Here is a 26377-nt window from a genome sequence, read left to right as displayed (position 1 = left end):
AGCGAGGTCTATCCGACTCCGCATCTGTCTGCGTAATGGCAGGCCGCACCTTGGTCCTCGCCCACCGGCCGCACCTCGGGCTCGACGCCGACGCAGAGCTCGCGCTCCTCGCCGGTGAGCTCGGTGCGGAACTTGGGGCACCTGGTGCGGAATCGACAGCCCGTCGGAGGGTTGGCCGGGCTGGGCAGGTCGCCTTCGAGCAGGATCCGCTCCCGGGAACGCTCGCGTTCGGGATCGGGCAGCGGGATCGCCGACAGCAGCGCCTGGGTGTACGGATGGGCGGGATGGTCGTAGACGGCGTCGACGTGGCCGATCTCGGCGATCCTGCCGAGATACATCACCGCCACCCGGTCGGCGATGTAGCGCACCACGGCCAGGTCGTGCGCCACGAACAGGTAGGACAGCCCGAGCCGGGCCTTGAGCGAGTCGAGCAGGTTGATCACGCCGGCCTGGATCGACACGTCGAGCGCGGAGACCGGCTCGTCGAGCACGAGCAGCCGGGGCTCCAGCGCCAGCGCCCTGGCGATGGCGATGCGCTGCCGCTGCCCGCCCGAGAAGTCTTGCGGGTAGCGGGCGGCGTGCGCGGGGTCGAGGCCGACCAGGGCGAGCAGCTCGCGCACGCGCCGCCCGGAGCCGGGGCGCCCGTGCGTGCGCAGCGGCTCGGCCAGGATGTCGTGCACGGTCATGCGCGGGTCGAGCGAGGCCAGCGGATCCTGGAAGACGACCTGCATGTCGCGCCGGATCTCGGTGCGCTCGGCCCGGCTCAGCCGGGCGGTGTCGTGCCCGAGCACCACGATGCGGCCCTCCTGGGGCGCGGCCAGCTCGAGGATCTGCGTCAGCGCGGTCGTCTTGCCGCTGCCCGACTCGCCGACCAGCCCCAGCGTCTCGCCCTGCCGCAGGTCGAAGCTGACCCCGGCCACCGCGTGCACGGTGCCGATGCGGCGCTTGAACACCGCGCCCTTGAGCAGCGGATAGTCCTTGACGAGCTGGTGCACCTCCAGCACGCTCCGCTCGCCACGCGCCCGCAGCCGCGGCCCGTCGGACGGCGCCGCGTGCCGGCCCGGCCCGCGCGGATGCACCTCCTGCCACCGGATGCACGCCGCCCGGTGCTGCGGCCCGACCTCGAACAGCGGCGGCTCCTCCTCGTCGCACGCGCTGACGTGCATCGGGCAGCGCGGCGCGAACGGGCAGCCGGGCGGCAGCGCGGCGGGCGAGGGCGGGTTGCCCTCGATGGGCGTCAGCGGCTGGCGCCCGCGCCGGTCGACGCGCGGCACGGAGCCGAGCAGCCCCGCCGTGTACGGCATGCGGCTGCGGTAGTAGATGTCGTCCACGCCGCCCACCTCGACGGGCCGCCCCGCGTACATGACCAGCACCCGGTCGGCGAACCCGGCCACCACCCCGAGATCGTGGGTGATCATGATGATCGCGGCGCCGGTCTTGGCCTGCGCCCGCTTGAGCACCTCCAAGATCTGCGCCTGGATAGTGACGTCGAGCGCCGTGGTCGGCTCGTCGCAGATGATCACGTCGGGGTCGTTGGCGATGGCCATGGCGATGACCACGCGCTGCCGCATGCCGCCGGAGAACTCGTGCGGGAAGGCCAGCGCCCGCTCGGCCGGCCGCGGGATGCCGACGAGCTCCAGCAGCTCGATGGCCTTGACCAGGGCCGTCTCCTTGCCGACCCGCTGGTGCACGCGCACGGCCTCGGCGATCTGGTCGCCCACCCGGTAGACCGGGGTGAGCGCCGACAGCGGGTCTTGAAAGACCATCGAGAGGGACTTGCCGCGCAAGGAGTTGAGAGCTCGTTCGGGGGCGCCGATCAGCTCCTTGCCGCGCAGGCGCACCGAGCCGGTGACGCGGGCGCCGGGCGGCAGCAGGCCCATCACGGCGGCCGAGGTGACGGACTTGCCCGAGCCCGACTCGCCGACGATGCCCAGCACCTCCCCGGGCCGTACGGCGTAGCTCACGCCGCGCACGGCCCGCACGTCGCCGAACGACACGGTGAGGTCGGTGACCTCCAGCACCGGCTCGTCCATCACGCCTTCCCGGAGGACGGGTCGAACGCGTCACGCAGCGCGTCGCCCACGAGGTTGACCGCCAGCACGGTGACCACCAGCAGCCCGGCCACGAACCAGAACGTCCACGGCGCGTACACGGCGGTCAGGGAGCCGTCGGCGATGAGCGTGCCGAACGACACGTCGGGCGGCTGGATGCCGAACCCGAAGTACGACAGCGACGTCTCGGTCAGGATCGCGCTGCTGACGTTCAGCGTGGCGTCGACGATGAGCAGCGACGACAGGTTGGGGATCACGTGGCGGAAGATGATGCGCACCGGCGGCACGCCCATGTAGCGGGCGGCCTGGACGAACTCGCGCTCCTTCACCGAGATCGCCATCCCGCGCACGATCTTCGAGGTGACCATCCACAGGAACAACGCCAGCATGACCACGAACAGCGGCCACTGGCCCGACCCGAACAGCGGCGACAGGATCGCCAGGATCAGGAACGCGGGCAGCACGAGCAGCAGGTCGGTCACCCAGCTCAGCACCCGGTCGGTCCAGCCCAGGAAGTAGCCGGCGAACGCCCCCACGACCGCCGCCAGCGCCGTGGACACCAGGGCCGCCAGCAGCCCCACGACCAGCGACTTCTGCATGCCCCGCAACGTCACGGCGAAGACGTCGGAGCCTGTTTGGAGCGTTCCGAACCAGTGGCGCGCCGACGGCGGCTGCATGAACGCGGTGAAGTCCTTGTCGGTGTACGTCCAGGGGCTGAACAGCGGCCCCACGAAGGCCAGCAGGAACATCAGCGCCAGCACCGCGAACCCGATCAGCCCCTGCGTGGAGCGGAAGAAGCGCCCGGCCACCATCCGCGCCCTGGACGGCGGCCTGCTCAGCGTGCCGTCGGCGAGTTCCTCGGCCAGCTCCTCCTCGGAGAGCGTCATGCCCGCACCCTGGGGTCGAGCGCGGCGTGCAGGAGGTCGGCGGCCAGCGCGGCGCACAGCACGGACACGGCGGCCAGGAGCGAGATGGCGGCGACCGTGTTGACGTCGTTGCTGAAGATGGAGTTGATCAGCTGCTCGCCCAGCCCGTGCCAGCCGAAGATCTTCTCCGTGAACGTGGCCCCGGTCAGCAGCGCCCCGAACGTGAACGCGAAGTAGGTGACGACCGGGATCATCGCGGTGCGCAGCGCGTGCCGGGTCAGCGCCTGGCGCCTGCTCAGCCCCTTGGCCCTGGCCGTGCGGACGAAGTCGGCGCCGAGCACGTCGAGCATCATGTTGCGCTGGTAGCGGCTGAAGACCGCGACCAGCCCCACCGACAGCGAGATCGTCGGCAGGACCAGATGTTGCAGCCGGTCGACCACCTGGCTCCCCAGGCCCTCGACGCCGGCGCTGTACTCGCCGCTGACCAGCAGCACCTGGCGGCCGAACACGTGCTGGTTGGCCCACGCCCCGGCGAGGATCAGCATGTTGGCCAGCACGACCACCGGCACCGCCAGCACCAGGAACGACAGCCCGGTGGACAGCCGGTCGAACCAGCCGTACTGCCGCACCGCCGCCAGCGCGCCCACCAGCACGCCCAGCAGGCTCCCGCACACCAGACCCAGGATGACCAGCCGGAACGTGACGCCCATGCGGCGCTTGATGTCGTCGTTGACCGGCGCGCCCGCGACCGTCTTGCCGAAGTCGCCGCGCAGCACGCCGCCCGCCCAGACGGCGTAGCGCTGCAGCAGCGGGGTCTTGTCGTTGAGGTTGAGCATGGTGAGCTGGGCGTCGACGACGGCGGGCGGCGGCTTCGGGGTGCGGTCGGCGTAGTTGGAGCGCGGGTCGAGGGCGGTGGCGGCCACGAGATAGGCGAGGCTGGCGGCCACGACCACGAGCACGGCGTAGTTGAGCAGCCTGCGGGCCAGGAACCCCGCCATCGCTCCCCCTCCTACGCGCGCCGCACGCACCCGACGAGCCACTGGACGTGGCTTATCGTAGTCATATTGCTACACCATGCGAGCATCTCGCCGCACGGAAGTTACGAAGACGGGAGTTGCGAAGAAGGTCAGCGTCCGGAGAGTTCGTCCACCGCGGTGCGGACGTCCTCGCTGGTGATCGTGGTCAGGTCGGCGGCGCTGGCGGAGCCGCCGCGCGCGGCGTGGGCGGCCAGCCGCACGTCGCGGCGCATGGCCGCGCGCTCGAACAGGGACCTGGCGAAGCGGCCGTTGCCCAGGCCGTCGATCAGCCGGTCTTCGCAGACCCAGGTGAACACCTCGTCGAGCCGGCGCAGCGCCTCGTCATCGAAGGAGTCGCCCGACTTCTCCGCCAGCAGCACCGCGATCTGCGACAGCTCGCCGGGCGAGTAGCTGGGGAAGGCCACGCGCTGGTTGAAGCGGCTGGCCAGGCCGGGGTTGGAGGCGAGGAAGGCGTCCATCTCGCGCTCGTAGCCGGCCAGCACGATGACGAGCCGGTCGCGGTCGTCCTCCGCCCGCTTGAGCAGCGTCTGCACGGCCTCGGCGCCGAACGCGTCGCCGCCCTGGTAGCCCGGGTTGACCAGGCTGTAGGCCTCGTCGATGAACAGCACGCCGCCCAGCGCCCGGTCGACCAGCTCGTTGGTCTTGATCGCGGTCGCCCCGAGATGCTGGCCCACCAGGTCGGCCCGGTGCGCCTCGACCACGTCGGGCCTGGCCAGCAGGCCGAGCGCGGCGAAGACGCGGCCCAGCACGCGGGCGACCGTCGTCTTGCCGGTGCCCGGCGGGCCCACGAACACGAAGTGCCGCATCTGCGGCGGCGTCGGCAGGCCGCGCTCCTGGCGCATCCTGGCCACCTGGAGCTGGGCGGCGATCGCGTGCACCTGCCGCTTGACGGGGGCCAGCCCGGCCATCCTGTCGAGGTCGGCCAGCGCCTCCTCCAGCGTGGGCGTGGCCACGTAGCCGCGGAAGCGGGCGGTCAGCTCGTCGAACGCCTTGGTCACGTCGGGCGTGGTCGTGGTGACGAGGTCTTGCGTGCTCGGCGTGCCGCCGGCGCCCACCACGCGCACGTCGCGGGCCTGCGCGGCGGCCTCCACCAGGCTGCGCGCGAAGCGGGCGTTGCCCAGCTCGTCGAGCAGGCCGCGGCGGTGCACGTCGTCGTAGAGGCCGAGCAGCACCCGCTTGGTGGCGTCGTCCATCTGGTCGCCCCTGTGCCGCTGCAGCAGCTCGGTGACCTCGACCAGCTCGGCGGGGGAGTAGCCGGGAAAGCGCACGCGCGTGGCGAACCTGCTGGCCAGCCCCGGGTTGCTGGTCAGGAACGAGCCCATCTCCTGCTCGTAGCCGGCCAGGATGATGATCAGCCGGTCGCGGTCGTCTTCCGCCCGTTTGAGCAGCGTCTGCACGGCCTCGGCGCCGAACCGGTCGGGCTGCCCGTCGGAGGAGTTGACCAGCCCGTACGCCTCGTCGATGAACAGCACGCCGCCCAGCGCCCGGTCGACCAGTTCGTTGGTCTTGATCGCGGTCGCGCCCAGGAACTCGCCCACCAGGTCGGCCCGCTGCGCCTCGACCACGTAAGGGGTCTCGAGCAGGCCGAACGCGTAGAAGATCTTGGCCAGCGCGCGGGCGACCGTGGTCTTGCCGGTGCCGGGCGGGCCGACGAACACGAAGTGCCGGGTGGGCCGCTCGGCGGTGTAGCCGGCCTCGGCGCGCAGGCGGGACGCCTCGATGGAGGCGGCGATCGAGCGCACCTGCTCCTTGACCGGGGCCAGCCCGATCATGCTCTCCAGCTCGGCCAGCGCCTCCTCGACGGAGATCTGCGGCGGCGCGCCGGCCTTGTCGTGGGGCGCCTCGGGCCTGCCCTCGCGGACCCGGACGCGTACCTGCTGCTCCTCGGCGGCCAGGCTCGCCGCGCGGGCCTGCCTGGCCAGCACGAACCGGTAGCCGAGGACCGCCACCGCGGCGGCGCAGGCCGCCCACACGGCGACCGCGTCGGAGACGGGGGAGAGCGCGGCGGCGAGCAGGCCGGCGGGGACGAGCGCCATCAGCGTCGTCACCCACGGCGTCACCCAGCGGATGAGGTGGGCCGCCCCGGCGACGGGCAGGGCGAGGAAGACCATGACGTGCACGGTGGCGGCGCCGTCGGGGAACAACCGCCCGAACGCCTGCACCGCCAGCGCCATCCAGCCCGCCACCACCAGCGCGGTGGCGGCGGCCCTCGGGTAACGCATGGTCAGCGCGACGAACGCGAGCAGCAGGAGCACGAGGGGGAAGGTCTGGAGCAGGTCCCATCCCAGTGCCGCGCCCACGCCCATCGTGCCCACGAGGACGACCACGTAGAGCACCCGGCGCACGGCCGGGGGAATCTGGAAATAACGCAGCCGAACCTTCTCGAACAGATCCCGCGCCGCGGCCCGCCCCGCGGCCTGGGCCCTGTCGGACTCACGCATCACGCCTCCCCGGTCCGCCCCCGGTTATACCGCACCGCACCGACTATTGGGCGGTCCTGACACGCTAGGTGGAGGTCACGAAAAGGGCTATCTGACGGCCGAGTTCGGGCCCGGCGTCCTCCTGGAGGAAGTGCCCGGCGCCCTTGATCACGGGATGTCGCAGGCCAGCGGCGCCGCGCAGCGATTCGCGCAAGATGGGAGCCATGCCCCCGGTGATCGGGTCGCCGTCGGAGAACGCCACCAGGACGGGCCGGTCGAGTGTGGTGAGGATCCGCCAGGCGGCGCGGTTGGCGGGCGCGGCGGGGTCGTCGGGCGTGATCGGCACCAGCCCCGGCATGGCGCGCGGCCCCGCCTTGTACGACTCGTCGGGGAACGGCGCGTCGTAGGCCGCCCGCACCTCCTCCGGCAACTCGCCGCGGCAGCCCGCCTGCACCAGCCGGGCGATGTCCAGGACGGGCGCCTTCAGCACGGCGTCCCTGAACCGGTGCCACACCTCGGGCATGGGAATGTCACCCGTCGGCAAGCCCGTGTTGGCGGCCACGATCCTGGCCACCCGCTCCGGGTGCTCGGCGGCCACCCGCAGCCCGATCAGCCCGCCCCAGTCCTGGCCGACCACCGTCATGCCGGTCAGGCCGAGCGCGTCGAGCAGCAGGGCGCGCGTCCACTCGACGTGCCGGGCGTAGGTGTGGTCGGCGAGGTCGGCGGGCTTGTCGGAGCGGCCGAACCCGATCAGATCCACCGCGATCGCCCGCAGCCCCGCCGCGGCCAGCTCGGGCATGACGTGCCGGTAGAGGAAGGACCAGCTCGGCTCGCCGTGCAGCAGCACGACCGGCTCGCCGTCCTCGGGGCCGTCCTCGACGTACGCCATGCGCAGGCCGTCGCCGACCTCGGCGTAGCGGGGCTCGTAGGGGAAGCCGGGCAGGTCCGCGAAGCGATCGCCGGGCGTGCGGAGGATTCGCATAGAACAACGTTCTACCCCGTGCGCGCGGTGGGCGCCACCAGTGCTTGCGCCGCCCGGGGCGCCTCCGGACGCTAGCGGCGCTGGTGCCGGCCGGGGAACTCGCCGACCAGCACCTCCTTGGGCGTCACCCGCAGCACGTCGGAGTCGGCCCTGGCGATCCCGCGCACCTCCACCCAGAACCGGCGCTGCAACGGGTCGGTGGCGAACACCGCCACCCGGGGATCGGCCTCGATCGCCTCCCACGCCGCCGTCTCGGCGATCAGGCGCAGCTCGCCCGAGGACGTCACCGACGCCACCGCCCCGGCGACCCGGGGGCCGAGGGCGTCGCCGTAGGACAGGACGATGCTGCGGGCGTACGAGAAGGTCTGGCGCACCTCGGGCTCCAGCGCGACCGACGGCCCGGCGCCCACGGGCAGGTCGCACATGAACAGGGACGAGCGCGACGGGCCCGGCCCGCCCCGCCACCAGGCGCGCAGCCCGCGCACCGCGAACACGAGCGCCACCGCCCCCAGCGCCCCGAGCCCGGCCCGCCACGCCCAGGCCCCGCCCGGCGCCGCGCCCAGCAGGCCGCCCGCCGCGCAGGCCACCGCCGCCGCCACGACCAGCCAGGTCGCGCCGGCCAGCCACGGATCGCCCCGGTGGCGGGCGCGCAGGTAGCCGCGCACCATCGGGTACGGCACCGCCACCGCGGCCACCGCCGCCCTCGGCTCCACCGCCAGCGCCCCCGCCGCGAGCGTCACCAGGACCGACCACGTCCGGCCGAGCACGATCCAGAGCGTGACGCCGGCGTTGCGCCGCGCGGCCCGCTCGCTCTCCCGCGCCGGAGCCGTCACGGCCAGCGCCCGCAGCGGACGTCCCCGCCACGACTCGGCCAGCGCCCGGACCCCGGCCATCGCCGGCCAGCCGAGCACCACGATGCCCGCGAGCCCGGCCCCCACGGGGTCGAGCAAGGACGGCGGCACCCGTACCGCGCCGAGCACCAGCCACGCGGCGAACGCGATCACCGACAGGACCGCGGAGACCACCGACACGCCGAGCCAGGGGTCACGGCGGAGCATCGCCCCCACGTACGTCCATAGGCCGACCCGCCGCGCCTGCCGCAGGGTGAGCGGGACGAGCAGCAGGAGCACGGCCCAGCCGGCCAGCCGCGCCTCGCTGCCCCGGCCGAGCGGCAGCGCGCACGCGGCGATCGCCGGGGTGGCCACGGCGAGCAGCAGCCGCACCTGGCGGGCCCAGATCTCCAGCGCGCGCCTGGCCCGGCCGCTCTCGCGCGGGTCGATCGGCCAGGCGGGGTCGTGGTGGCGGCGCGGCGGCTCCCAGCGCAGCAGGGCCAGGCCGAGGTTCACGCGGGCCTGCCGATCGTCGGGGTCGGCGGCGAGCGCGGCCAGGTAGGAGCGCTCGGCGCGCGCATGCTCGCCGCGCAGCAAGGCGAGGTCGCCCAGCATCACCTCGGGCCCGGGCTGCTCGGGCGCGAACTTCCTGGCCAGCCCGGCCTGCTCGACCGCCTCGGCCCAGCGTCCCGGCGTGCGGCGCAGCACCGCGGCCAGCCGCACCCGGGCCTGCCAGGAGCCGGGGGCCAGCTCCACGGCGCGCTCGGCGGCGGGCAGGGCCTCGGCGTCGCGGCCCAGCCGCTCGTGGGCCAGGCTGATCAGCCGGTGCGCCCACTCGGAGCCGGGGTCGAGGTCGGCGGCGTGCCGGGCGGCGTCCAGAGCGGATTCGGGACGGCCGGCGTCCAGCCTGGTCAGGGCCTCCTCGCACCATTCGCGTGAGGACCGGTCGGAGGGGGTGCGTTTCCTGCCACTTTCATCGGTCCCCACGAGTCCCATGATCGGCGGGCAGCCGATTAATGGATAGATCCCGACATATGGCTGTATCTCTCTAGAGAGGTGTGCGGTGACCGTGGATCGGCCGATACCGCTATCACAACCCCCCGGCATGGCCTAAGCTGCCACGCAAGCCGGGAGCGCCGGAGCCACTCCGCGCAGCTCGAAAGGAGACGAGCCGCGGTTCCGCCGCCGCCGACCACCAGTAAGTAGCGGGCCCTGTGACGCGGATCGGCCTGCGAGGAGGCCCATGACCGTCACACAGGCCACGTCCTTCGTCCGCACTGCCGACCGCGACCCCCAGGATCGCCGCTGGTCCATCCTGGTGCTGCTCTGCCTGAGCCTGCTGCTCATCACGGTCGACGCCACGGTGCTGCACATCGCGGTGCCCGCGCTCACGGCCGCGCTCGAACCCTCCGCGGTGCAACTGCTGTGGATCATCGACATCTACTCGCTGGTCGTCGCGCCGCTGCTGATCGTGTTCGGCACGCTCGGCGACAAGTACGGCCGCAAGCGGCTGGTCCTGTGGGGCTACGTGTTGTTCGGCCTGGCCTCGGCGGCGGCCGCGTGCGCCCAGACCCCGCTGGCCCTGGTGCTGGCCAGGGCGCTGCTCGGCGTCGGCGGCGCGATGATCATGCCGGCCACGCTCTCGCTGATCCGCCAGGTCTTCACCGACCGGCGCGAGCGCGCCATCGCCCTCGGCGTCTGGAGCGCCGTCGCGGCGGCCGGCGCCGCGGTCGGGCCGCTCGTCGGCGGCGTGCTCGTCGGCATCTGGTGGGGCGCGGTCTTCCTCATCAACGTGCCCATCCTGCTGGTGCTCCTGCCCGCCGCGATCCGCCTGCTGCCCGACTCGCGCGGGCGCCGCGACCGGCCCTGGGACGCGGTCAGCGCCGTCCTGTCCGTGGCCGGCATCCTGGCGCTGGCCTTCGGCCTCAAGGAGGCGGGGTCGGGCAGCCTGATGCCGTTCTGGGCCTCGATCGCGGTGTTCCTGGCCGGGGTGGCGCTGCTGGTGGCGTTCGTCCGCAGGCAGACCCGGCTGCCCGCCCCGTTCCTGGAGATCGGCCTGTTCCGGCGGCGCGAGTTCACCACCGGGGTCGCGGGCGTGCTGCTCGGCGTGTTCGCGCTGGTCGGCCTGCAGCTCATGCTCGCCCAGTACCTGCAGCTCGTCCTCGGCGACAGCCCCGTGCGCGCGGCCCTGCGGATGCTGCCGCTCGTGCTGTCGGCCGTCACCGGCGGGCTGGCCGCCGCCCACATCCTGCCCAGGATCGGCATGCGGGCCACCATGAGCGGCGGGCTGGCCCTCGTCGCGCTCGCCCTGACCCCCACCCTGACCTGGGGCGTCGAGGGTCATCCCGTGATGCTCGCGGTGTGCTTCGTGGGCATCGGGTTCGGGGTGCAGGTGGCGCTGCTCGCCGCCTCCGACACGATCATGGCCGCCGCCCCCGAGTCGCAGGCGGGCGGGGCCGCGGCCATCGAGGAGACCGCGTACGAGCTGGGCGCCGGCCTGGGCGTGGCCGTGCTCGGCACGATCACCACGATCGTGTACGCCCCCGGCCTGCCGCCCGTGCCCGGCGTGTCCGACGGCGGCATGGACCAGGCCAGGCAGTCGCTGGCCGCCGCCGCTCACGTCGCCCACGAGGTGGGCGGCCCGGCCGGCGGCGCGCTGCTCGACGTCGCCCGCTGGGCCTTCGTCAACGCCCTGCACACGACCGTGGTCGTGAGCGTCGTCCTGCTCAGCCTGACCGCCGTCGTGGTGGCCATGCTGCTCAGCCGTGATTGAGGTGTGCCATGTCCCGATTAGGGCAGACAACTACCGTGAAACAGGTCCTCCGTGATCTTGCCGCTTTAGTCGCCCGCCTCGCGGTGGGCGGTATCTTCTTCGCCAACGGCTGGGCCAAGCTGGAGGACGGCCTCAAGATCACCGGGGCCAAGTTCCTGGAGCAGGGCGCCCCCGCGCCCGGCGCCTGGGCCACGGTGACCATGCTCGCCGAGCTCATCGGCGGTGCGCTGCTCATCGCCGGCCTCGCGGTCTCCACCACCGGGCTCATCCTCTTCGCCGAGGCGCTGGCGGTCTTCCTCGTGGCCCCGCCGCTCAACCCCATCACCATGAACGAGCTCATCCTGCTCGGCTCCGCCTCCCTCCTGCTCGCCGTGGTCGGTGCCGGACGCATCTCGGTGGACCACATGGTGGTGATCAGACGCAGGGAGTCGGAGGCGGCCGACGAGTTCGCCGCCGACACCGAGGCCGACCGCGTCATCGCCGCCCTCCGCGACCCGGACGACCCACCCGCCCAGCCTCCGGAGCCCGCTGTCACGGACGACACGGTGCCGCAGCCCCGGGTCCGCGCGCAGGCGTCCGCTCGCGGCCGGGCGGGCGCAGAGACGCAGGCGTCCGCTCGTGATCAGGCGGGCGCCGAGACGCAGGCGGGCGGGCCGGAACGCGCCCAGCCGAGGGAGCCCGAGCCCGCCAAGCCCAAGCGCACCGAGGAGACCTCGGCCGCGCCCGTGCCGGGTGACACGCTGGTCGCGGGCCGCAAGAAGCCCGCACCCCGCGGCCGCCGCACCACCACCGACTGAACGCCGGCTGAATATCCTGGCGGCACGGGCCGAGCGAGGAGCGGCGATGGCGGGCAGGGTGCGGGCGAGGAGCGGCGATGGCGGGCAGGGTGCGGGCGACGGTGCGTGACGTCGCGGCCGAGACGGGCCTTTCCATCGCCACCGTCTCCCGCGTGCTCAACGGCCAGCCCAACGTCGCCCCCCACACCCGCGAGCTGGTGCTGGAGGCGGTCGGCCGGCTCGGCGCCCAGGCGCCCAGGCCGCGCGCCACGCCCGACGCGCCCACGGGTGCGGTGTACGTGCGCTGCCCGTACGTGCTGACCGACTACTTCGGCCTGATCGTCTCCTCGGTGGGGGAGACGATCGAGCTGCACGGCCGGCAGATGATCCTCGGGGCGGGGGAGTCGGCGCAGCGCACGGCGGTGCTGCCGGGCCTGCCCGACCGGCCGGGGGTCGCGGGCGCGATCCTCGTGCTGCCTCCGGAGCCGGGCGAGGAGCTGGTACGCCTGCGCGACCGCGGCTTCCCGTTCGTGGTGATCGACCCGCGCACCCCGCCGCCGAAGGACATCGTGGCGGTGTCGGCCGCGCACTTCGCGGGCGGGCGCAAGCTGATGGCGCACGTGGTGGAGCTGGGCCACCGGCGGGTCGGGATCATCGGCGGCCCGGTGAAGTGGCTGCCCAGCGAGGCGCGGCTGGCCGGCTACACCGCCTCGCTGGCCGACGCGGGCGTGCTGCCGGCCCCCGAGCTGCTGCGGCACGTCCCGGAGCCGAACATCGAGCACGGCTACCTGGCCGCCCGCGAGCTGCTGGACCTGCCGGAGCGGCCGACGGCGCTGGTGGCGTTCAACGACAAGATGGCGGTGGGGGCGCTGCGGGCGGCGGCCGAGCGCGGCCTGAGCGTGCCCCGTGACCTGTCGGTGGCGGGCTTCGACGACATCGACATCAGCAGGGCGGCCTCGCCCGCCCTCACGACCGTGCGCCAGCCGTTGCAGGAGATGGGCCGGATGGCGGTCACGCTGCTGATGCGGCTGCTCAGCAGGCACACCCTGGAGGCGCTGCACGTCTCCCTCGGCACGGAGCTGGTCGTGCGCGGCTCCACGGGCCCGGCGCCGCGCTGACTGTTTCATTTGTTACATCGGTTGACGAGGCAGTCAGCCCATGTTTCGCTGCTCGGAGCAGAGCGGTGTTTCGGCACTGTTTCATTTGTTTCAAGGGCATCACCCCCCGGCCCTGAGAGGACTCCGCCGTGCCCAGAATCCTCCTGGCGCTCGCCTGCGCCCTCGCGCTGGTGGCCGCCGCACCCCTGCCGGCGCAGGCCGCCGGTGAGAGCGTGAACGTCTGGCTCACCACCACCTCCGACGCGGGCGGGCGCACCGTCACCCGCGGCCTGGCCCAACAGGCCCCCATCGCCTTCGGCCCCGCGGGCGGCAGCGCCGACCGTACCGTGACCGTCAACGAGGGCGTCACCTACCAGCAGTTCGAGGGCGGCGGCGCGTCGATCACCGACACGACCGCGTACCTGCTGCGCGGCGGCCCCGTCAGCGCGGCCACGCGCGACGCGGTCATGCGCAAGCTGTTCCACCCCACGGACGGGATCGGCCTGTCGTTCGTCCGCAACCCGATCGGCGCCTCCGACCTGTCGCGGCCCGGCATGGTCTCGCTCGACGACACCTGCTGCGACCTGAGCGACTTCGGCGCCAACGGCTACGACACGGACGTCCGCCTCCTGACCGTCCAGGCCAAGCAGCTCAACCCGGCCCTGCGGGTCAAGGCCGTGCCGTGGAGCGCGCCCGGCTGGATGAAGGACAACGGCCGGATGGACCAGATGGGCTGGCTGAAGTGGGAGCACTACGGCACCTACGCCCAGTACCTCGTCAAGTACGTCCAGAGCTACCAGGCCGCCGGCGTGCCCATCGACTACCTGTCCGTCCAGAACGAGCCCAACTGCTGCCAGGCGGGCAACCCGACCGCCATGAACTACCCCGGCATGTCGTGGAACGCCTCCGGCCTCGTCGAGCTGACCAAGAACTTCGTCTACCCGGCCTTCCGCGCCGCCGGCATCGGCACGAAGGTGCTCGTCCACGACTGGAACTACGGCGACTACGGCCAGATCGGCGGCCCCATCCTGGCCGACGCTGCGCTGCGGAACGACCCGCTGTTCGGCGGCATCGCCTGGCACGGCTACTACGGTGACCCGGCGGTCGGCAGCCAGGTGCACGACCAGTACCCGTCGGTCAAGCAGTTCAGCACCGAGCACTCCGGCGGCACCTGGATCACCAACCAGCACAACGAGGACATGGCCGACATCGTCACCTACGCCCGCAACTGGAGCAGCAGCCTGGTCAAGTGGAGCCTCGCGCTCAACCAGAACATGGGCCCGCACAACGGCGGCTGCGGCACCTGCACCGGCCTGATCACCGTCCAGGAGGGCGGCTCCCGCGCCGGCCAGGTGGACTACACGATCGAGTACTACACGACCGGCCACCTGACCAAGTTCGTCAAGCCGGGCGCCCGCCGCATCGACTCCACGGCCGACGCGACGATCCAGAACGTCGCCTACCGCAACCCCGACGGCTCGAAGGCGCTGATCGCCCACAACGGCGGCACCTCCGCCCACTCCCTCAGGGTGAACTGGGGCGGCCAGTCCTTCGTCTATACCCTGCCCGCCCGCACCACCGCCACCTTCACCTGGTCCGGCACCCCGTCCTCAGGAGGCGGCGGCCCGATCACCGGGCTGGCCGGCAAGTGCGTGGACGTGGCCGGCGGCAGCAGTGCCGACGGCACCGCCGTCCAGCTCCACACCTGCAACGGCACCGCCGCCCAGCAGTGGACCCGCCCCGGCGACGGCACGCTGCGCGCCCTCGGCAAGTGCCTCGACGTCCGCGACCGCGGCACCGCCGACGGCAGCCGGCTCCAGCTCTGGTCCTGTACGGGCGGCGCCAACCAGCAGTGGACCCACACCTCGGGCCGCGACCTGGTGAACCCGGCGGCGGACAAGTGCGCCGACGTCACCGGCAACACCAGCGCCGACGGCACCCCCTTGCAGCTGTGGACCTGCACGGGCGCCGCCAACCAGAAGTGGAACCTCTCGTGAGGAGAGGCCCGGCTCACATCTCCGCGGTGAGCCGGGCCACCGTCCGCATCTTGTTCATCGCGTCCAGCGCCGCCACCTTGTACGACTCCGCCAGCGTCGGATAGTTGAACACCGCGTTGACCAGGTAGTCGATCGTGCCGCCGCACCCCATGACCGTCTGCCCGATGTGCACCAGCTCCGTCGCCTGCGTGCCGAACACGTGCACGCCCAGCAGCCGCCGGTCCTCCGACGACACCAGCAGCTTCAGCATCCCGTACGAGTCGCCGATGATCTGCCCCCTGGCCAGCTCCCGGTAGCGCGAGATGCCCACCTCGAACGGCACCTTCTCCCGGGTCAGCTCGTCCTCCGACTTCCCGACGAAGCTGATCTCGGGGATGGTGTAGATCCCGATCGGCGGCAGCTCGTGCAGGTCTCCCGCCGGCTCGCCGCAGGCGTGCTGCGCGGCCAGCCGCCCCTGCTCCATCGACGTGGCCGCCAGCGCGGGGAAGCCGATCACGTCGCCCACGGCGTAGATGTGCGGCACCTCCGTGGCGTAGTTCTCATCCACCTTGATCCGGCCCCGGTCGTCGGCGGCCAGGCCGGCGGCCTCCAGGTTCAGCTCGGCCGTCTTGCCCTGGCGGCCCGCCGAGTACATGACACAGTCGGCCGGGATCTTCTTGCCGCTCTCCAGCAGGGTCAGCGCGCCGCGCGGGCGCCGCTCCACGGCCGCCACCGTCTCCCCGAACCGGAACGTCACCGCCAGGTCGCGCAGGTGGTACTTGAGCGCCTCGACGATCTCCAGGTCGCAGAACTCCAGCATGCGCTCGCGCCGCTCCACCACCGTCACCTTGGTGCCGAGCGCGGCGAACATGGACGCGTACTCGATGCCGATCACCCCGGCCCCCACCACGACCAGCGTCTCGGGCACCTTGTCGAGGTGCAGGATCGCGTCGGAGTCGATCACCGTCCGGTCGTCGAACTCGACGCTGGACGGGCGCGCGGGCGAGGTGCCCGTGGCGATCACGATCTTGTCGGCGGTGACCTTCTTCTCCTCCTCGCCCGTGATGCCGATCGTGTGCTCGTCGAGGAAGCGGCCGGTGCCCTGCAGCACCGTCACGTGGTTGCGGGCGAGCTGGCTGCGGATCACCTGGATCTCGCGGCCGATCACGTGCTGGGTGCGCATCCCCAGGTCGGCGACCGTGATCTCGTCCTTGACGCGGTAGCTGGCGCCGTACAGCTCCCGCTGGTTGAGCCCCGTCAGGTAGAGGACGGCCTCGCGCAGGGTCTTGGACGGGATCGTGCCCGTGTTGATGCAGACGCCGCCGATCATGTGCCGTTTCTCGACCACCGCGACGCGTCTGCCGAGTTTCGCCGCCGCTATCGCGGCCTTCTGCCCACCGGGCCCCGAGCCGAGGACCACCACATCAAAGTCCGCCACACCGTCCAGTCTGCGGGCGGCATGTTAACGAGGAAAGACCCGTCTGGGAGACTCCGGAGTATGTTGCGCAGATTCACGCAGGTCGACGTGTTCGCCTCAGGCCCGTACACCGGGAACCCGCTCGCGGTCGTGCTCGACGGCGAGGGGCTGAGCACCGAGGAGATGCAGCGGTTCGCCCGGTGGACGAACCTGTCGGAGACCACCTTCCTGCTGCCGCCGACCACGCCGGAGGCCGACTACCGCGTCCGGATCTTCACCCCGGACGCCGAGCTGCCGTTCGCCGGGCACCCGACGCTGGGCTCCTGCCACGCCTGGCTGGAGGCCGGGGGCGAGCCTCGCGAGAAGGACGAGCTGGTGCAGGAGGGCGGGGTCGGGCTGGTCCGCCTGTCCGCCACCGGCGGCGGGCTGTCCTTCCAGGCGCCGCCCCTGCTCCGCTCCGGCCCCGTCGACGACGAGCTCCTCGACCGGATCATCGCCTCCCTCGGCATCACCCGGGACGACGTCGTCGCCGCCGAATGGGCCGACAACGGCCCCGGCTGGGTCGGGCTGCTGCTCGCCGACGCCGAGGCGGTGCTCGCGCTGCGCCCCGGCACGGTGCCGCACGACGTCGGCGTGGTGGGGCTGTACCCGGAGGGGTCGCCGTGCGCGTACGAGGTGCGGGCGTTCTTCCCCTCGCAGGGCGCCACCGTGGAGGACCCGGTCACGGGCAGCCTGAACGGCTCCCTGGCCCAGTGGCTGCTGCGCACGGGCCGCGTCAAGGCCCCGTACGTGGCCGCGCAGGGCACGGCGATCGGCCGCGCGGGCCGCGTCCGCATCACCACGGGCCCGGAGGAGGACGTCTGGGTCGGCGGCGACGTGATCACCAGCGTCACCGGGCAGGTGGAGCTGTAGCCCCCCGGGTGGTGAAGCGAACCTCGTCGCCCGGCCTGAGCTGGGCGAGCACCGGCAGGTCGGCCTCGCGGACGACGCCGATCACCGGATAGCCGCCGGTCGGCGGGTGGTCGGCGAGGAACACGATCGGCTGCCCGCTCGGCGGCACCTGCACCGCCCCGGTCACCATGCCCTCGCTGGGCAGCTCGCCCTCCTTGGCCCGCTCCAGCCGCGCACCGCGCAGCCGCACGCCGACGCGGTTGCTGTCCTGCGTCACCGTGTACGGCCGCGCGCACAGCTCCGCCAGCGCCTCCGGCACGAACCAGTCGTCCCGCGGCCCCGGCACCACACCCACCACGGCCGGCCGCGGCCCGGGCAGCGGCGCGAGGTCCACGGAGATCTCGCCCTCGGGCGGCCCGACCGGTAGCAGCGTGCCCGCCCGCAGCGGCTCGGGCCCCAGCCCGGACAGCGAGTCGGTGGACCGGCTGCCCAGCACGGGCTCGACCGCGATCCCGCCGCGCACCGCCAGATACGTGCGCAACCCCCACAAGGGCGCCCCCAGCCGCAGCTCACCGCCCGCCGGCACCCAGAACGGAACTCCCATGCCGGCCGCCGCCTCTATTGGCACTCCGGCCGCCGTCGCGATCGACACCTGGGCCGGCGGCGCCCCGGTCAGCGCCGCCCACGCGCCGTCGAGGAAGCGCAGCCGCGCCCCGCCGAACGTCAGCTCGATCCCGGCCAGCGTCTCGGCGTTGCCGACGAGCCGGTTGGCCAGCCGCAGGCTCGGCGCGTCGGCCGCGCCGGAGCGGGGCACGCCGAGGTGGGCGTACCCGGGCCGCCCGAGGTCCTGGACCGTCGCGTAGGGCCCGGGGTGCAGTACCTCGATCATGCCGCCTCGAACCGCACGCGCGTGCCGGGCCGGAACAACGACGGCGGATCGCTCGCCACGTCCCACACCCGCACTGCCGTGCGCCCGATCAGCCGCCACCCGCCCGGCGACGCCGACGGGTACACCGCCGAGTACGGCCCCGCCACGGCCACGGACCCGGCGGGCACCGACGTGCGCGGCGTGTCCAGCCTGGGCAGGTGCAGCACCGGATCCAGCCCGGTCAGGTAGGCGAACCCGGGCGCGAACCCGAGCCACCCCACCACCAGCTCCCGCCCGGTGTGCCGCGCGACCACCTCGGCGGCGGAGATCCCGGCCAGCGCCGCCACGGAATCGAGATCGGCCCCGTCATAGACCACGGGAATCGTCACCAGCGGATGCCCGTCGGCGGCCCCCGCGACGACCTGGTCCCGCTCGGCGCGGGCGACCTCCTCCAGCCGCGCCCGCAACCGCCGCTGGTCGGCGCCGGGAGCCACGACGAGCACCGTCTCAGGCCCCGGCACGACCTCCACGACCCCCTCGGGCGGCGCCGCCCGCAGCGCCGCGTCGACCCGGTGCGACAGCTCCAGCGACCCCGTCTCCACGAGCAGCCCGTGCTCCCCGGCCGTGCGGATCACGTGAACGCCTGCAAGACCACCCCGGCCGCCAGCAGCTCGTCACGCACCCCCTGCGCGAGCCTGACGGCGTCAGGCGTGTCACCGTGGACGCAGATGGAACGCGCCGATATGGGCACCGAACTCCCGTCAGCGGCCGTCACAGAGCCTTCCACGGCCATCTGACGGGCACGGGCGGGCACCGCGTCGGGGTCGTGGATCACCGCGCCGGGCTCCCGGCGCGGCACCAGGGTGCCCTGAGGGGTGTAGGCGCGGTCGGCGAACGCCTCGCTCACGGTCGGCACGCCCTCGGCCGCCGCCACCTTGTGCACGACGGAGCCGGGCAGCGTGAGCACCGGCAGCGACGGGTCGTAGTCGGCCACCGCCTCGATGACCGCCGTCGCCTGGGCCTCGTCGCGGCAGATCCGGTTGTAGAGGGCGCCGTGCGGCTTGACGTAGGAGACCCGCCCGCCCATCGCCCTGGCGATGCCGTCGACGGCGGCGAGCTGGTAGAGCACCTCGGCGCACAGCTCCTCCGGCTCGACGTCCATCTCCCTGCGCCCGAAGTGGGCCAGGTCACGATAGGACACCTGGGCGCCGATCGCCACGCCCCGGTCGACGGCCGCCGCGCACGTGCGCCGGATCGTCACCGGGTCGCCGGCGTGGAAGCCGCACGCCACGTTGGCGCTCGTCACGATGTCGAGGAGGGCGAGGTCGTCGCCCAGCCGCCAGATGCCGAAACCCTCGCCCAGGTCCGCGTTGAGGTCGATCACCATGCGTCCATCATGGCGGGTGAGGCGGCCCCGGCGCGACGCACAACGTCGCTTGCCGCCGCCGTGAGCTAGAACTCGTCGGGAATGTCCGCGATGTCGTCGAGGGCGGCCGCCAGCTCCTCCGGGTCGCCGCCGATCCGCTCGGCGATCTCGATCAGTACGTGCAGGACGTCGTGGCGGTCGTGCCCGAGGTCGAGCAGGCGCTGCGCCGCCTCCCAGAGCTGCGGCGGGTCGCCGTCCCACAGCCGGGTCGCGATCTCCTCGTGCCAGGCCAGGTGCTCCTGGTCGATCGCGCCGCCGTGGTCGATCTCGAGTAACGTGCGCCGGTCGGCCTGGTCGGCCGGGTCGAGCTGGTCGAGCTCGATGCCGTTGTGCGTGCCCTGCAAGTAGGGGAACGCGAAGGCCCGCCTGGCCAGCGCCGACAGGTCGCCGTCGGGCAGCAGCCGCTCCAGCAGCGGCCGGTCGAGCCCGAACGACGTCGGGTCGCGGTACGCCTCGGGGAACTTCCCGGTCGCCTCCCACACCGCGTCGAGCGTGGCCTTCAGCCCCTGCTCGGGCAGCCCCGTGCGGTGCGCGGCGAAGCGCACCCACGCCGACAGCACGTGCGGCATCGCCTCCTGCTCGGCGACGCTCAGCATCACCTTGCGCGGCAGCCAGTCGAGCAGGAACGTCTCGCACTTGGTCGGGCTCACCCGCAGCGGCCGGTTGAAGTCCTGCTCGCAGCCGTAGTCGATGATGTGGTCGGCGCAGCGCGAGGCCGCCGACGGGTCGGACAGGTGCTCGGCCGCGTCGGAGGCGAGGAACTCCGCCGCCAGCATGGCCCGCCGCTCCCTGCTGTAGGGGGCCTCGATGTGCAGCGGCGCCGGCCGCTTGCGCCCCGGCGGCAGCGCCTTGAGCCGGGCGCGGGCGAAGGCGTGGTAGGCGCTGTAGCTCTCGCTGACGGGCGGCGGCGTCTTCGGCTCTCTCGTGGCCTTCATCGCCGACTCCAGCAGCGCCCTGGCCTGCTCGGGCTGGATCTCCTCGAACAGCAGCAGCGGATTGCCCGCCGCCTCCGCCCTGGCCTGCTCCAGCAGCTTGTCGACCTGCGAGGAGACCCAGGCGTCGCGGGCCATGCCGCTCATGTTGTAGTCGACCACCATGACCAGCGCGTGGCGGTCGATCGGCTGCTCGCCGTCGTTCCAGCGGTAGGCGAAGGTGCAGATCACGGTGTCCTGGTCGCCGTAGGCGTCGCGCGAGACGTAGCAGCCGGCGGGCTTGACCGCGCCGACCCGGTCGGCCCAGCCGGGCCTGGCCACGCCCGACTCCATCATGGCCAGCGCGGCGCCCTCGGCCTTGGCGCCCTGGCGGGCGGTGCCGAGGTAGGCGAGGCAGATCAGCAGCGTCAGCGAGGCCGGCGTGCCGGCCTTGGCCGCGTAGTCGACCAGCCCCTCACCGAGCACCTGCTCGACGTCACCGCCCCTGACACGCCTGCCCCACCAGGCTCCGATCATGTCGGAGACCATCAGCTCCGCGTCGAGAGGAGTGCGTACGGCCAGCAGCTCGCGAGCCGCCTGGACCATCTCCTTGAACACGTCGTCTGGCGGGGTGCTCTCCCGGGGATCTCGTCGGTGTCGGCGCACACCCTCACTCTCTCGTATTCCAGGCGTAAACGCTGCGGAGAACACGGCCCGGTGACCCCGATGTTATCGGGGAAGGCGCTTTCACCGGGCACGCCGGCGCGGGCGCCCCGTTTCCCGCCTCCCGGTCGCCGCCCTAGCGGAGGCTCCGGGGAGGAGGGGCCGAGTTCACGATCGCGAGCAGGTGCTCGCGCGCGATCCGTTCCACGATCTCGGGCGTGGCGGAGATGCCCAGATGCTGTGCGCACGCGCACACGTCGGCCACGCAGCGGTCGATCGTGTCCACGGGTACGGTCAGGAACTCTTCGGCCAGCCTGAGACTGACCGGCTCCCGCAGGAACCGTGTGGCCAGAGCGAGCATAGGAGTGAGATTCCTCTGGAGGCCCAGGGGCAAACCCCCAGGAATGTCTGCAGGGCGACTTGCGCTCTCATTTCACCTTTTCTCGGGCCGGTGTCAAGGCTCCACGGCGTCTGTGTTCACTTCACCCGGCGAGCTTTCGTGCGAAGCTGTCTCCATGCGCATCCAGCTCGCCCAGCGGAGCGAGGCAGACGAGCTCCTCGGCCGCAGCCCGCTCGCCCTGCTCGTCGGCATGCTGCTCGACCAGCAGATCCCCATGGAATGGGCGTTCACGGGGCCCTACACGATCTCGCAGCGGCTCGGGCACGACCTCACGGCGGAGGAGATCGCCTCCTACGACCCCGAGGCGTTCGTCGCCCTGCTGGCGGAGAAGCCGGCCGTGCACCGCTATCCCAAGTCGATGGCGGCCAGGGTCCAGCAGCTCGCGGCCTACCTCGTCGAGCACTACGACGGGCAGCCGGAGAAGATCTGGGCCGACGCCACCGACGGCAAAGAGTTGCTGAAACGACTCATGGCCCTGCCGGGATACGGCAAGCAGAAGGCCCAGATTTTTTTGGCATTGCTGGGCAAGCAGCTGGGGGTCCGGCCGTCAGGCTGGCGTGAGGCGGCCGGGCTCTACGGCGAGGAGGGGTCGCACCGGTCGGTCGCCGACGTGGTCGACGCCGACAGCCTGAGCCGCGTGCGGGCCGCCAAGCAGGAGGCCAAGCAGGCGGCGAAGGCTCAGCCGGGCCAGTAGCCTGACGGGATCCGACACGGCGATCCGGCCCCGGCAATCCGACGCTGTAACCTGATCTTGCTGCGCAACGTGGAGCGACTTTGACAGGATGCGTAGACCCGAGAGGCGACCGGGCCGCGGCGGGGGCTTCCGTCCGTACCTGCCCATCGTCGATGATGTACTGCAGGATCCGGTCGCCCGGAGCTGCGCTACGCCGATACACAGTTATGGAGATGTGCCGCGTGGGAGACCCTGGCACGCGACGGAGGTGCGGACCATGAGCGCCGAGACCTCCGTTCCCCGTCCCCGGGAGTCGGATGTGGACATCTCAGACTCCGCCCTCTTCAAGGGCATGTTGTCGGAGGCGGAGTTCGCCTTCGCGTTCTTCGACGCCGACAGCCGCATCCAGCGGGTCAACGACGTGTTCAGCGATGTCGTCAACGTGCCCGCGGAGCGCATGGTGGGCCGTCAGCCCGTCGAGGTGCTGGCCGCCGACCTCAGCCAGATCATCACGCACGCCGTGCAGGCCGTCATCGAGACCGACGCCCCGGTGACCGAGGGCCGCGTGCGGGTGCGCTCCGCGGAGGGCGACACCCGGCACTGGTCGCTGTCGTTCTCGCCGGTCCACGACGACGCCGGTGAGCTGCGCGCGATCGCGCTGGTCGGCCTCGACGTCACCGAGAGCCGCCAGACCGAGGAGGCGCTGCGCCGCAGCGAGGAGCGCTACCGCTCGCTGGTCGAGGCGCAGTCCCAGCTCGTCTGGATCACCTCGCCCACCGGCGCGGTCGTCGAGGACGCTCCGCAGTGGCGCGCCATCACCGGCCAGGGCCTGGAGGAGTACCTCGCCAACGGCTGGCTGGAGGTCGTGCACCCCGAGGAGCGCCAGCAGACCGAGGAGGCGTGGCGCGAGGCGCTGCGCGGCCGCACCATGTTCGAGTGGAACTACCGCGTGCGCACCCGCGCCAGCGGTTACCGCCACTTCGAGGTGCGGGCCGTGCCGATCATCCGGCACGGCCGGGTGGTCGAGTGGGTCGGCGCCAACACCGACGTCACGCCGCAGCGCGAGGCCGAGGAGATGCGCGGCCGGCTGACCGACCAGCTCGGCGCCGCCGCCCTGCGCACCGCCCGGCTCCAGGGCGCCACCGCGATGCTCGCGGAGGCGCTCACGGTCGAGCAGGTGGTGCAGGTCATCATCGACGTCGGCCGCACCGCGCTGGCCGCCGACCGCTCGGCGGTCGCGCTGCTCGACACCGACCGCGCCGCGCTCAAGCTGATCAACGGCGAGGGCATCCTGGAGGCTTCCGGGGCGACGGGCGACGAGATCCCGCTGTCCCACTCCAACGTGATGACCATGGCGGTCAACAGCCGCCGGCCGGTCTTCGCCGAGTCGCCCGAGTCGCTGAAGGCCCAGCTGCTGGAGGCGGGCGGCGACGAGGAGGTGCTGGCGGGCTTCCTGGCCCACGGCGACGAGCGGGCCTGGGTGGGCCTGCCGCTGCTCGCCGCGGGGCGGGCCTTGGGAGCGCTCCGATTCTCCTTCACCCGGCCTCAGAAGATCTCTCAGGAGGACGGCGTCTTCCTGGAGGCGCTGGCCGGCCAGTGCGCGCTGGCGGTGGAGCGGGCCACGCTGTTCGAGCGCGAGCACCGCACCGCAGAGACGTTGCAGCGCAGCCTGCTGCCCGACCGCCTGCCGGTGGTCAAGGGCCTGGTGCTGGCCCAGCGCTTCCGCTCGGGCAGCCGCCACGTCCAGGTCGGCGGCGACTGGTACGACGCGTTCGTGCTCCAGGACGGCCGCGTGGCGGCCGTCGTCGGCGACGTCATGGGCAAGGGCGTCAAGGCGGCGGCGGGGATGGGCCGCATCCGCAACGCCATGCGCGCCCTGGCGCTGACCAACCCGCCGCCCGCCGCCGTGCTCACCGGCCTCGACCGGGTCTTCGAGGCCACGGAGGAGGAAGAGCAGGTCACGACGCTGGCGTACATGGTGGTCGAGCCGGTCACCGGCGAGGGCACGCTGGCGCTGGCCGGTCACCCGCCACCCGTCCTCGTCTCGCCGCAGGGCACGGCGATCCTGTGCGACGCCGAGCCGGGCACTCCGCTAGGCTGGCCGACCAGCCGCAGGCAGTTCCGGTTCGTGGTGCCGCCCGGCCATACCGCCGTGCTCTACTCCGACGGCCTCGTCGAGAACAGGAAACGCGGGCTGGACGCCGGTCTCGCAGAGCTTTGCAGTGTTGTGACCGAAGCGCCGCCTGAGGTGGTGAGTAGTCCACACATGCTGCTGGACTTCCTGGTTGACCGGATGTTGTCTGGATATGAACAGGATGATGACGTTACCGCGCTCGCAATTCACGTCCCACCAGCCACGAAGAGTGACTGAATGAAACAGTCATAACGGTTGCTTTCGGGTATCAGTGCCCCGCTTACGTACGCACTACTGTCTCGGTCGGCCTAGGGTGGAGGTCAACCGCCGGGAGGTGGCCGTATGGAGTGCGGGGTCGTGCCACAATGCTGTGCAGGTCCGTCGCGGTCCGCACGGCCTCACCGATCTCCGAGAGAGGCAACAGCCCCCCAGCGGGCATCTGGGTCCATTGTCGCCACGCGTTCGTTCGAGAGGTGTTCGTGTCGCCTGCAAGTTCGACTCGCTCGAAGCCACAAGAGCTGAACGAGCCCGTCATTCAGCGACTGCTCGAGCGTGGGCGCTCGCAGGGTTTCCTCGAGTCTGAGGATGTCCGTCAGGCCTTCGAGGAGGCGGACATCCCCATGTCGCACGCCGCCGCGTTCTTGCGGAACCTCAGCAAAGAGGGCGTGACCGTGGTGGTGACCGCCGCGGATTCGGCTGCGCCGAAGAAGTCTCGTGGTCCAGCAAAGCGCCGCACCGCCGCCCCCGTCAAGACCAAGACGGCGGCGGCCGCCAAAGAGCAGCAGCCCGAGACCGTGACCGCGGTCGTGGGCACCGCTGAAGCCGAGCCGGCCGCCAAGAAGGCGGCCCCTGCCAAGAAGGCCGCTCCGGCGGCGAAGAAGGCCGCGGCACCCGCCGCCGCCAAGAAGGCCGAGCAGAAGAACGCTGGGCCTGCCGAGACCAAGCCCAAGGCGCCCGAGGCCCCGCGGGGCGAGACGGACGACGACGAGGACATCGAGCTCGACGGCGACGTGGAGCTGGAGGACCTCGAGGACATCGACGTCGACGACGAGATCGTCGCCGAGGACGACGCCGAGTCCGAGGGTGACTCCGACGACGACTCCGACTCCGAAGACGAGCCCAAGGCCGCAGACGTCGCCGCCCAGAAGAACGAGGACGAGGTCCTCATCCTCTCCGACGACGACGATGACGCTCCGGTGGCCCAGGTGGCCGCCGCCGGCGCCACCGCCGACCCGGTGAAGGACTACCTCAAGCAGATCGGCAAGGTCCCCCTGCTCAACGCCGAGCAGGAGGTCGAGCTGGCCAAGCGCATCGAGGCGGGCCTGTTCGCCGAGGAGCAGCTGGGCAGCGGCGAGACCGACAACCTGCCGGTCGACGTCAAGGCCGAGCTGGAGTGGATCGCCGAAGACGGCCGCCGCGCCAAGAACCACCTGCTGGAGGCCAACCTCCGGCTCGTGGTCTCGCTGGCCAAGCGCTACACCGGCCGCGGCATGCTGTTCCTCGACCTGATCCAGGAAGGCAACCTGGGCCTGATCAGGGCCGTGGAGAAGTTCGACTACACCAAGGGCTACAAGTTCTCCACCTACGCCACGTGGTGGATCCGGCAGGCGATCACGCGTGCCATGGCCGACCAGGCGCGGACCATCCGCATCCCGGTCCACATGGTCGAAGTGATCAACAAGCTGGCCCGCGTCCAGCGGCAGATGCTGCAGGACCTCGGCCGCGAGCCCACGCCGGAAGAGCTGGCCCGCGAGCTGGACATGACGCCCGAGAAGGTCGTCGAGGTCCAGAAGTACGGCCGCGAGCCCATCTCCCTGCACACCCCGCTGGGTGAGGAGGGCGACAGCGAGTTCGGTGACCTCATCGAGGACTCCGAGGCCATCGTGCCGGCCGACGCCGTCAGCTTCACGCTGCTGCAGGAGCAGCTGCACTCCGTTCTCGACACGTTGTCGGAGCGCGAGGCGGGCGTCGTGTCGATGCGGTTCGGCCTCACCGACGGCCAGCCGAAGACGCTCGACGAGATCGGCAAGGTTTACGGGGTCACCCGTGAGCGCATCCGCCAGATCGAGTCGAAGACCATGTCCAAGCTGCGTCACCCGTCGCGCTCCCAGGTGCTGCGCGACTACCTCGACTGATCGAGCCTGTCCCGACGCCCCGCCGGAAGCCTTTCCGGCGGGGCGTCGGCG

General features: G+C 72.2%; 20 protein-coding genes. 8 read left to right on the top strand and 12 right to left on the bottom strand.

Annotation, left to right across the window (positions count from 1 at the left end; genetic code table 11):
- Positions 1-8 precede the first annotated feature (8 nt).
- The 6 genes from HCN51_RS38340 to HCN51_RS38315 all read right to left on the bottom strand — a co-directional run bounded on the left by HCN51_RS38340 (position 9) and on the right by HCN51_RS38315 (position 9182).
- Positions 9-2033 carry a dipeptide ABC transporter ATP-binding protein gene (locus HCN51_RS38340; RefSeq protein WP_168016809.1) on the bottom strand — a complete coding sequence of 675 codons (2025 nt, stop codon included), beginning with the start codon at positions 2031-2033 and terminating at the stop codon, positions 9-11.
- A complete protein-coding gene (locus HCN51_RS38335) occupies positions 2033-2938 on the bottom strand; it encodes an ABC transporter permease (RefSeq protein WP_168016807.1) in 906 nt (301 codons plus the stop codon). Before HCN51_RS38335 ends, HCN51_RS38340 begins: the two co-directional genes overlap by 1 nt.
- Complete coding sequence (locus tag HCN51_RS38330) at positions 2935-3915, bottom strand: ABC transporter permease (RefSeq protein WP_168016805.1); 981 nt, start codon at positions 3913-3915, stop codon at positions 2935-2937. Before HCN51_RS38330 ends, HCN51_RS38335 begins: the two co-directional genes overlap by 4 nt.
- Positions 3916-4043: 128 nt before the next feature.
- The gene (locus HCN51_RS38325) at positions 4044-6395 is read right to left on the bottom strand and encodes an AAA family ATPase (RefSeq protein ID WP_168016803.1); all 2352 of its coding nucleotides are present in this window, start codon (positions 6393-6395) and stop codon (positions 4044-4046) included.
- Between the two features lie 64 nt (positions 6396-6459).
- Entirely contained in the window at positions 6460-7356 is an 897-nt protein-coding gene (locus HCN51_RS38320) for a haloalkane dehalogenase (protein WP_168016801.1), read from the bottom strand.
- Between the two features lie 71 nt (positions 7357-7427).
- Entirely contained in the window at positions 7428-9182 is a 1755-nt protein-coding gene (locus HCN51_RS38315; RefSeq protein ID WP_168016799.1) for a hypothetical protein, read from the bottom strand.
- A gap of 247 nt (positions 9183-9429) precedes the next feature.
- Between HCN51_RS38315 and HCN51_RS38310 the strand changes: the two genes are divergently transcribed.
- The 4 genes from HCN51_RS38310 to HCN51_RS38295 all read left to right on the top strand — a co-directional run bounded on the left by HCN51_RS38310 (position 9430) and on the right by HCN51_RS38295 (position 14829).
- Positions 9430-10959 carry an MFS transporter gene (locus tag HCN51_RS38310; protein WP_168016797.1) on the top strand — a complete coding sequence of 510 codons (1530 nt, stop codon included), beginning with the start codon at positions 9430-9432 and terminating at the stop codon, positions 10957-10959.
- 35 nt (positions 10960-10994) lie between these two features.
- Positions 10995-11756, top strand: a complete 762-nt coding sequence (locus HCN51_RS38305) for a DoxX family membrane protein (RefSeq protein ID WP_168016795.1) — start codon at positions 10995-10997, stop codon at positions 11754-11756.
- A 77-nt stretch (positions 11757-11833) separates the two neighbouring features.
- Positions 11834-12853: a LacI family DNA-binding transcriptional regulator gene (locus tag HCN51_RS38300; protein ID WP_168016793.1), complete on the top strand. Its 1020-nt coding sequence runs from the start codon at positions 11834-11836 to the stop codon at positions 12851-12853.
- A 128-nt stretch (positions 12854-12981) separates the two neighbouring features.
- The gene (locus HCN51_RS38295; RefSeq protein WP_168016791.1) at positions 12982-14829 is read left to right on the top strand and encodes a ricin-type beta-trefoil lectin domain protein; all 1848 of its coding nucleotides are present in this window, start codon (positions 12982-12984) and stop codon (positions 14827-14829) included.
- Between the two features lie 13 nt (positions 14830-14842).
- Here the strand turns inward: HCN51_RS38295 and sthA are convergent, their stop codons facing one another.
- On the bottom strand, positions 14843-16246 hold the full coding sequence (gene sthA / locus HCN51_RS38290; RefSeq protein WP_168016789.1) for a Si-specific NAD(P)(+) transhydrogenase: 1404 nt from the start codon (positions 16244-16246) through the stop codon (positions 14843-14845).
- A gap of 60 nt (positions 16247-16306) precedes the next feature.
- Between sthA and HCN51_RS38285 the strand changes: the two genes are divergently transcribed.
- The gene (locus HCN51_RS38285) at positions 16307-17137 is read left to right on the top strand and encodes a PhzF family phenazine biosynthesis protein (RefSeq protein WP_168016787.1); all 831 of its coding nucleotides are present in this window, start codon (positions 16307-16309) and stop codon (positions 17135-17137) included.
- Here HCN51_RS38285 and HCN51_RS38280 read toward each other — a convergent pair.
- The 5 genes from HCN51_RS38280 to HCN51_RS38260 all read right to left on the bottom strand — a co-directional run bounded on the left by HCN51_RS38280 (position 17115) and on the right by HCN51_RS38260 (position 21345).
- Positions 17115-18005 carry a 5-oxoprolinase subunit C family protein gene (locus HCN51_RS38280; protein WP_168016785.1) on the bottom strand — a complete coding sequence of 297 codons (891 nt, stop codon included), beginning with the start codon at positions 18003-18005 and terminating at the stop codon, positions 17115-17117. The genes HCN51_RS38285 and HCN51_RS38280 overlap by 23 nt on opposite strands.
- On the bottom strand, positions 18002-18619 hold the full coding sequence (locus HCN51_RS38275) for a carboxyltransferase domain-containing protein (RefSeq protein WP_168016783.1): 618 nt from the start codon (positions 18617-18619) through the stop codon (positions 18002-18004). Before HCN51_RS38275 ends, HCN51_RS38280 begins: the two co-directional genes overlap by 4 nt.
- On the bottom strand, positions 18616-19371 hold the full coding sequence (locus tag HCN51_RS38270; RefSeq protein WP_080046299.1) for a LamB/YcsF family protein: 756 nt from the start codon (positions 19369-19371) through the stop codon (positions 18616-18618). Before HCN51_RS38270 ends, HCN51_RS38275 begins: the two co-directional genes overlap by 4 nt.
- A 65-nt stretch (positions 19372-19436) precedes the next feature.
- Positions 19437-20927, bottom strand: a complete 1491-nt coding sequence (locus HCN51_RS38265; RefSeq protein WP_206068370.1) for a hypothetical protein — start codon at positions 20925-20927, stop codon at positions 19437-19439.
- A 193-nt stretch (positions 20928-21120) separates the two neighbouring features.
- Positions 21121-21345 (bottom strand): hypothetical protein, encoded by a 225-nt coding sequence (locus tag HCN51_RS38260; protein ID WP_080046301.1) that lies wholly within the window; start codon positions 21343-21345, stop codon positions 21121-21123.
- Between the two features lie 154 nt (positions 21346-21499).
- On the opposite strand from HCN51_RS38260, the gene HCN51_RS38255 reads away from it, so the two are divergent.
- The 3 genes from HCN51_RS38255 to HCN51_RS38245 all read left to right on the top strand — a co-directional run bounded on the left by HCN51_RS38255 (position 21500) and on the right by HCN51_RS38245 (position 26326).
- Positions 21500-22078 (top strand): HhH-GPD-type base excision DNA repair protein, encoded by a 579-nt coding sequence (locus tag HCN51_RS38255; RefSeq protein WP_080046302.1) that lies wholly within the window; start codon positions 21500-21502, stop codon positions 22076-22078.
- Between the two features lie 256 nt (positions 22079-22334).
- On the top strand, positions 22335-24428 hold the full coding sequence (locus HCN51_RS38250) for a SpoIIE family protein phosphatase (protein ID WP_168016779.1): 2094 nt from the start codon (positions 22335-22337) through the stop codon (positions 24426-24428).
- A gap of 242 nt (positions 24429-24670) precedes the next feature.
- Complete coding sequence (locus tag HCN51_RS38245; RefSeq protein ID WP_168016777.1) at positions 24671-26326, top strand: RNA polymerase sigma factor; 1656 nt, start codon at positions 24671-24673, stop codon at positions 26324-26326.
- Positions 26327-26377 lie beyond the last annotated feature (51 nt).

The sequence above is a fragment of the Nonomuraea composti genome (assembly GCF_012034275.1).
Classification (GTDB): Bacteria; Actinomycetota; Actinomycetes; order Streptosporangiales; family Streptosporangiaceae; genus Nonomuraea; species Nonomuraea composti.
The sequence above is the reverse complement of the archived record's forward strand: the minus strand, read 5'-3'. Positions and strand labels throughout refer to the sequence as shown.

Coding starts and splice junctions, on each gene's coding strand:
- HCN51_RS38340 (WP_168016809.1), bottom strand. CDS start 2,033: ATGGACGAGCCGGTGCTGGAGGTCACCGACCTCACCGTGTCGTTCGGC.
- HCN51_RS38335 (WP_168016807.1), bottom strand. CDS start 2,938: ATGACGCTCTCCGAGGAGGAGCTGGCCGAGGAACTCGCCGACGGCACG.
- HCN51_RS38330 (WP_168016805.1), bottom strand. CDS start 3,915: ATGGCGGGGTTCCTGGCCCGCAGGCTGCTCAACTACGCCGTGCTCGTG.
- HCN51_RS38325 (WP_168016803.1), bottom strand. CDS start 6,395: ATGCGTGAGTCCGACAGGGCCCAGGCCGCGGGGCGGGCCGCGGCGCGG.
- HCN51_RS38320 (WP_168016801.1), bottom strand. CDS start 7,356: ATGCGAATCCTCCGCACGCCCGGCGATCGCTTCGCGGACCTGCCCGGC.
- HCN51_RS38315 (WP_168016799.1), bottom strand. CDS start 9,182: ATGGGACTCGTGGGGACCGATGAAAGTGGCAGGAAACGCACCCCCTCC.
- HCN51_RS38310 (WP_168016797.1), top strand. CDS start 9,430: ATGACCGTCACACAGGCCACGTCCTTCGTCCGCACTGCCGACCGCGAC.
- HCN51_RS38300 (WP_168016793.1), top strand. CDS start 11,834: ATGGCGGGCAGGGTGCGGGCGACGGTGCGTGACGTCGCGGCCGAGACG.
- HCN51_RS38285 (WP_168016787.1), top strand. CDS start 16,307: ATGTTGCGCAGATTCACGCAGGTCGACGTGTTCGCCTCAGGCCCGTAC.
- HCN51_RS38280 (WP_168016785.1), bottom strand. CDS start 18,005: ATGATCGAGGTACTGCACCCCGGGCCCTACGCGACGGTCCAGGACCTC.
- HCN51_RS38270 (WP_080046299.1), bottom strand. CDS start 19,371: ATGGTGATCGACCTCAACGCGGACCTGGGCGAGGGTTTCGGCATCTGG.
- HCN51_RS38265 (WP_206068370.1), bottom strand. CDS start 20,927: ATGGTCCAGGCGGCTCGCGAGCTGCTGGCCGTACGCACTCCTCTCGAC.
- HCN51_RS38260 (WP_080046301.1), bottom strand. CDS start 21,345: ATGCTCGCTCTGGCCACACGGTTCCTGCGGGAGCCGGTCAGTCTCAGG.
- HCN51_RS38255 (WP_080046302.1), top strand. CDS start 21,500: ATGCGCATCCAGCTCGCCCAGCGGAGCGAGGCAGACGAGCTCCTCGGC.
- HCN51_RS38250 (WP_168016779.1), top strand. CDS start 22,335: ATGAGCGCCGAGACCTCCGTTCCCCGTCCCCGGGAGTCGGATGTGGAC.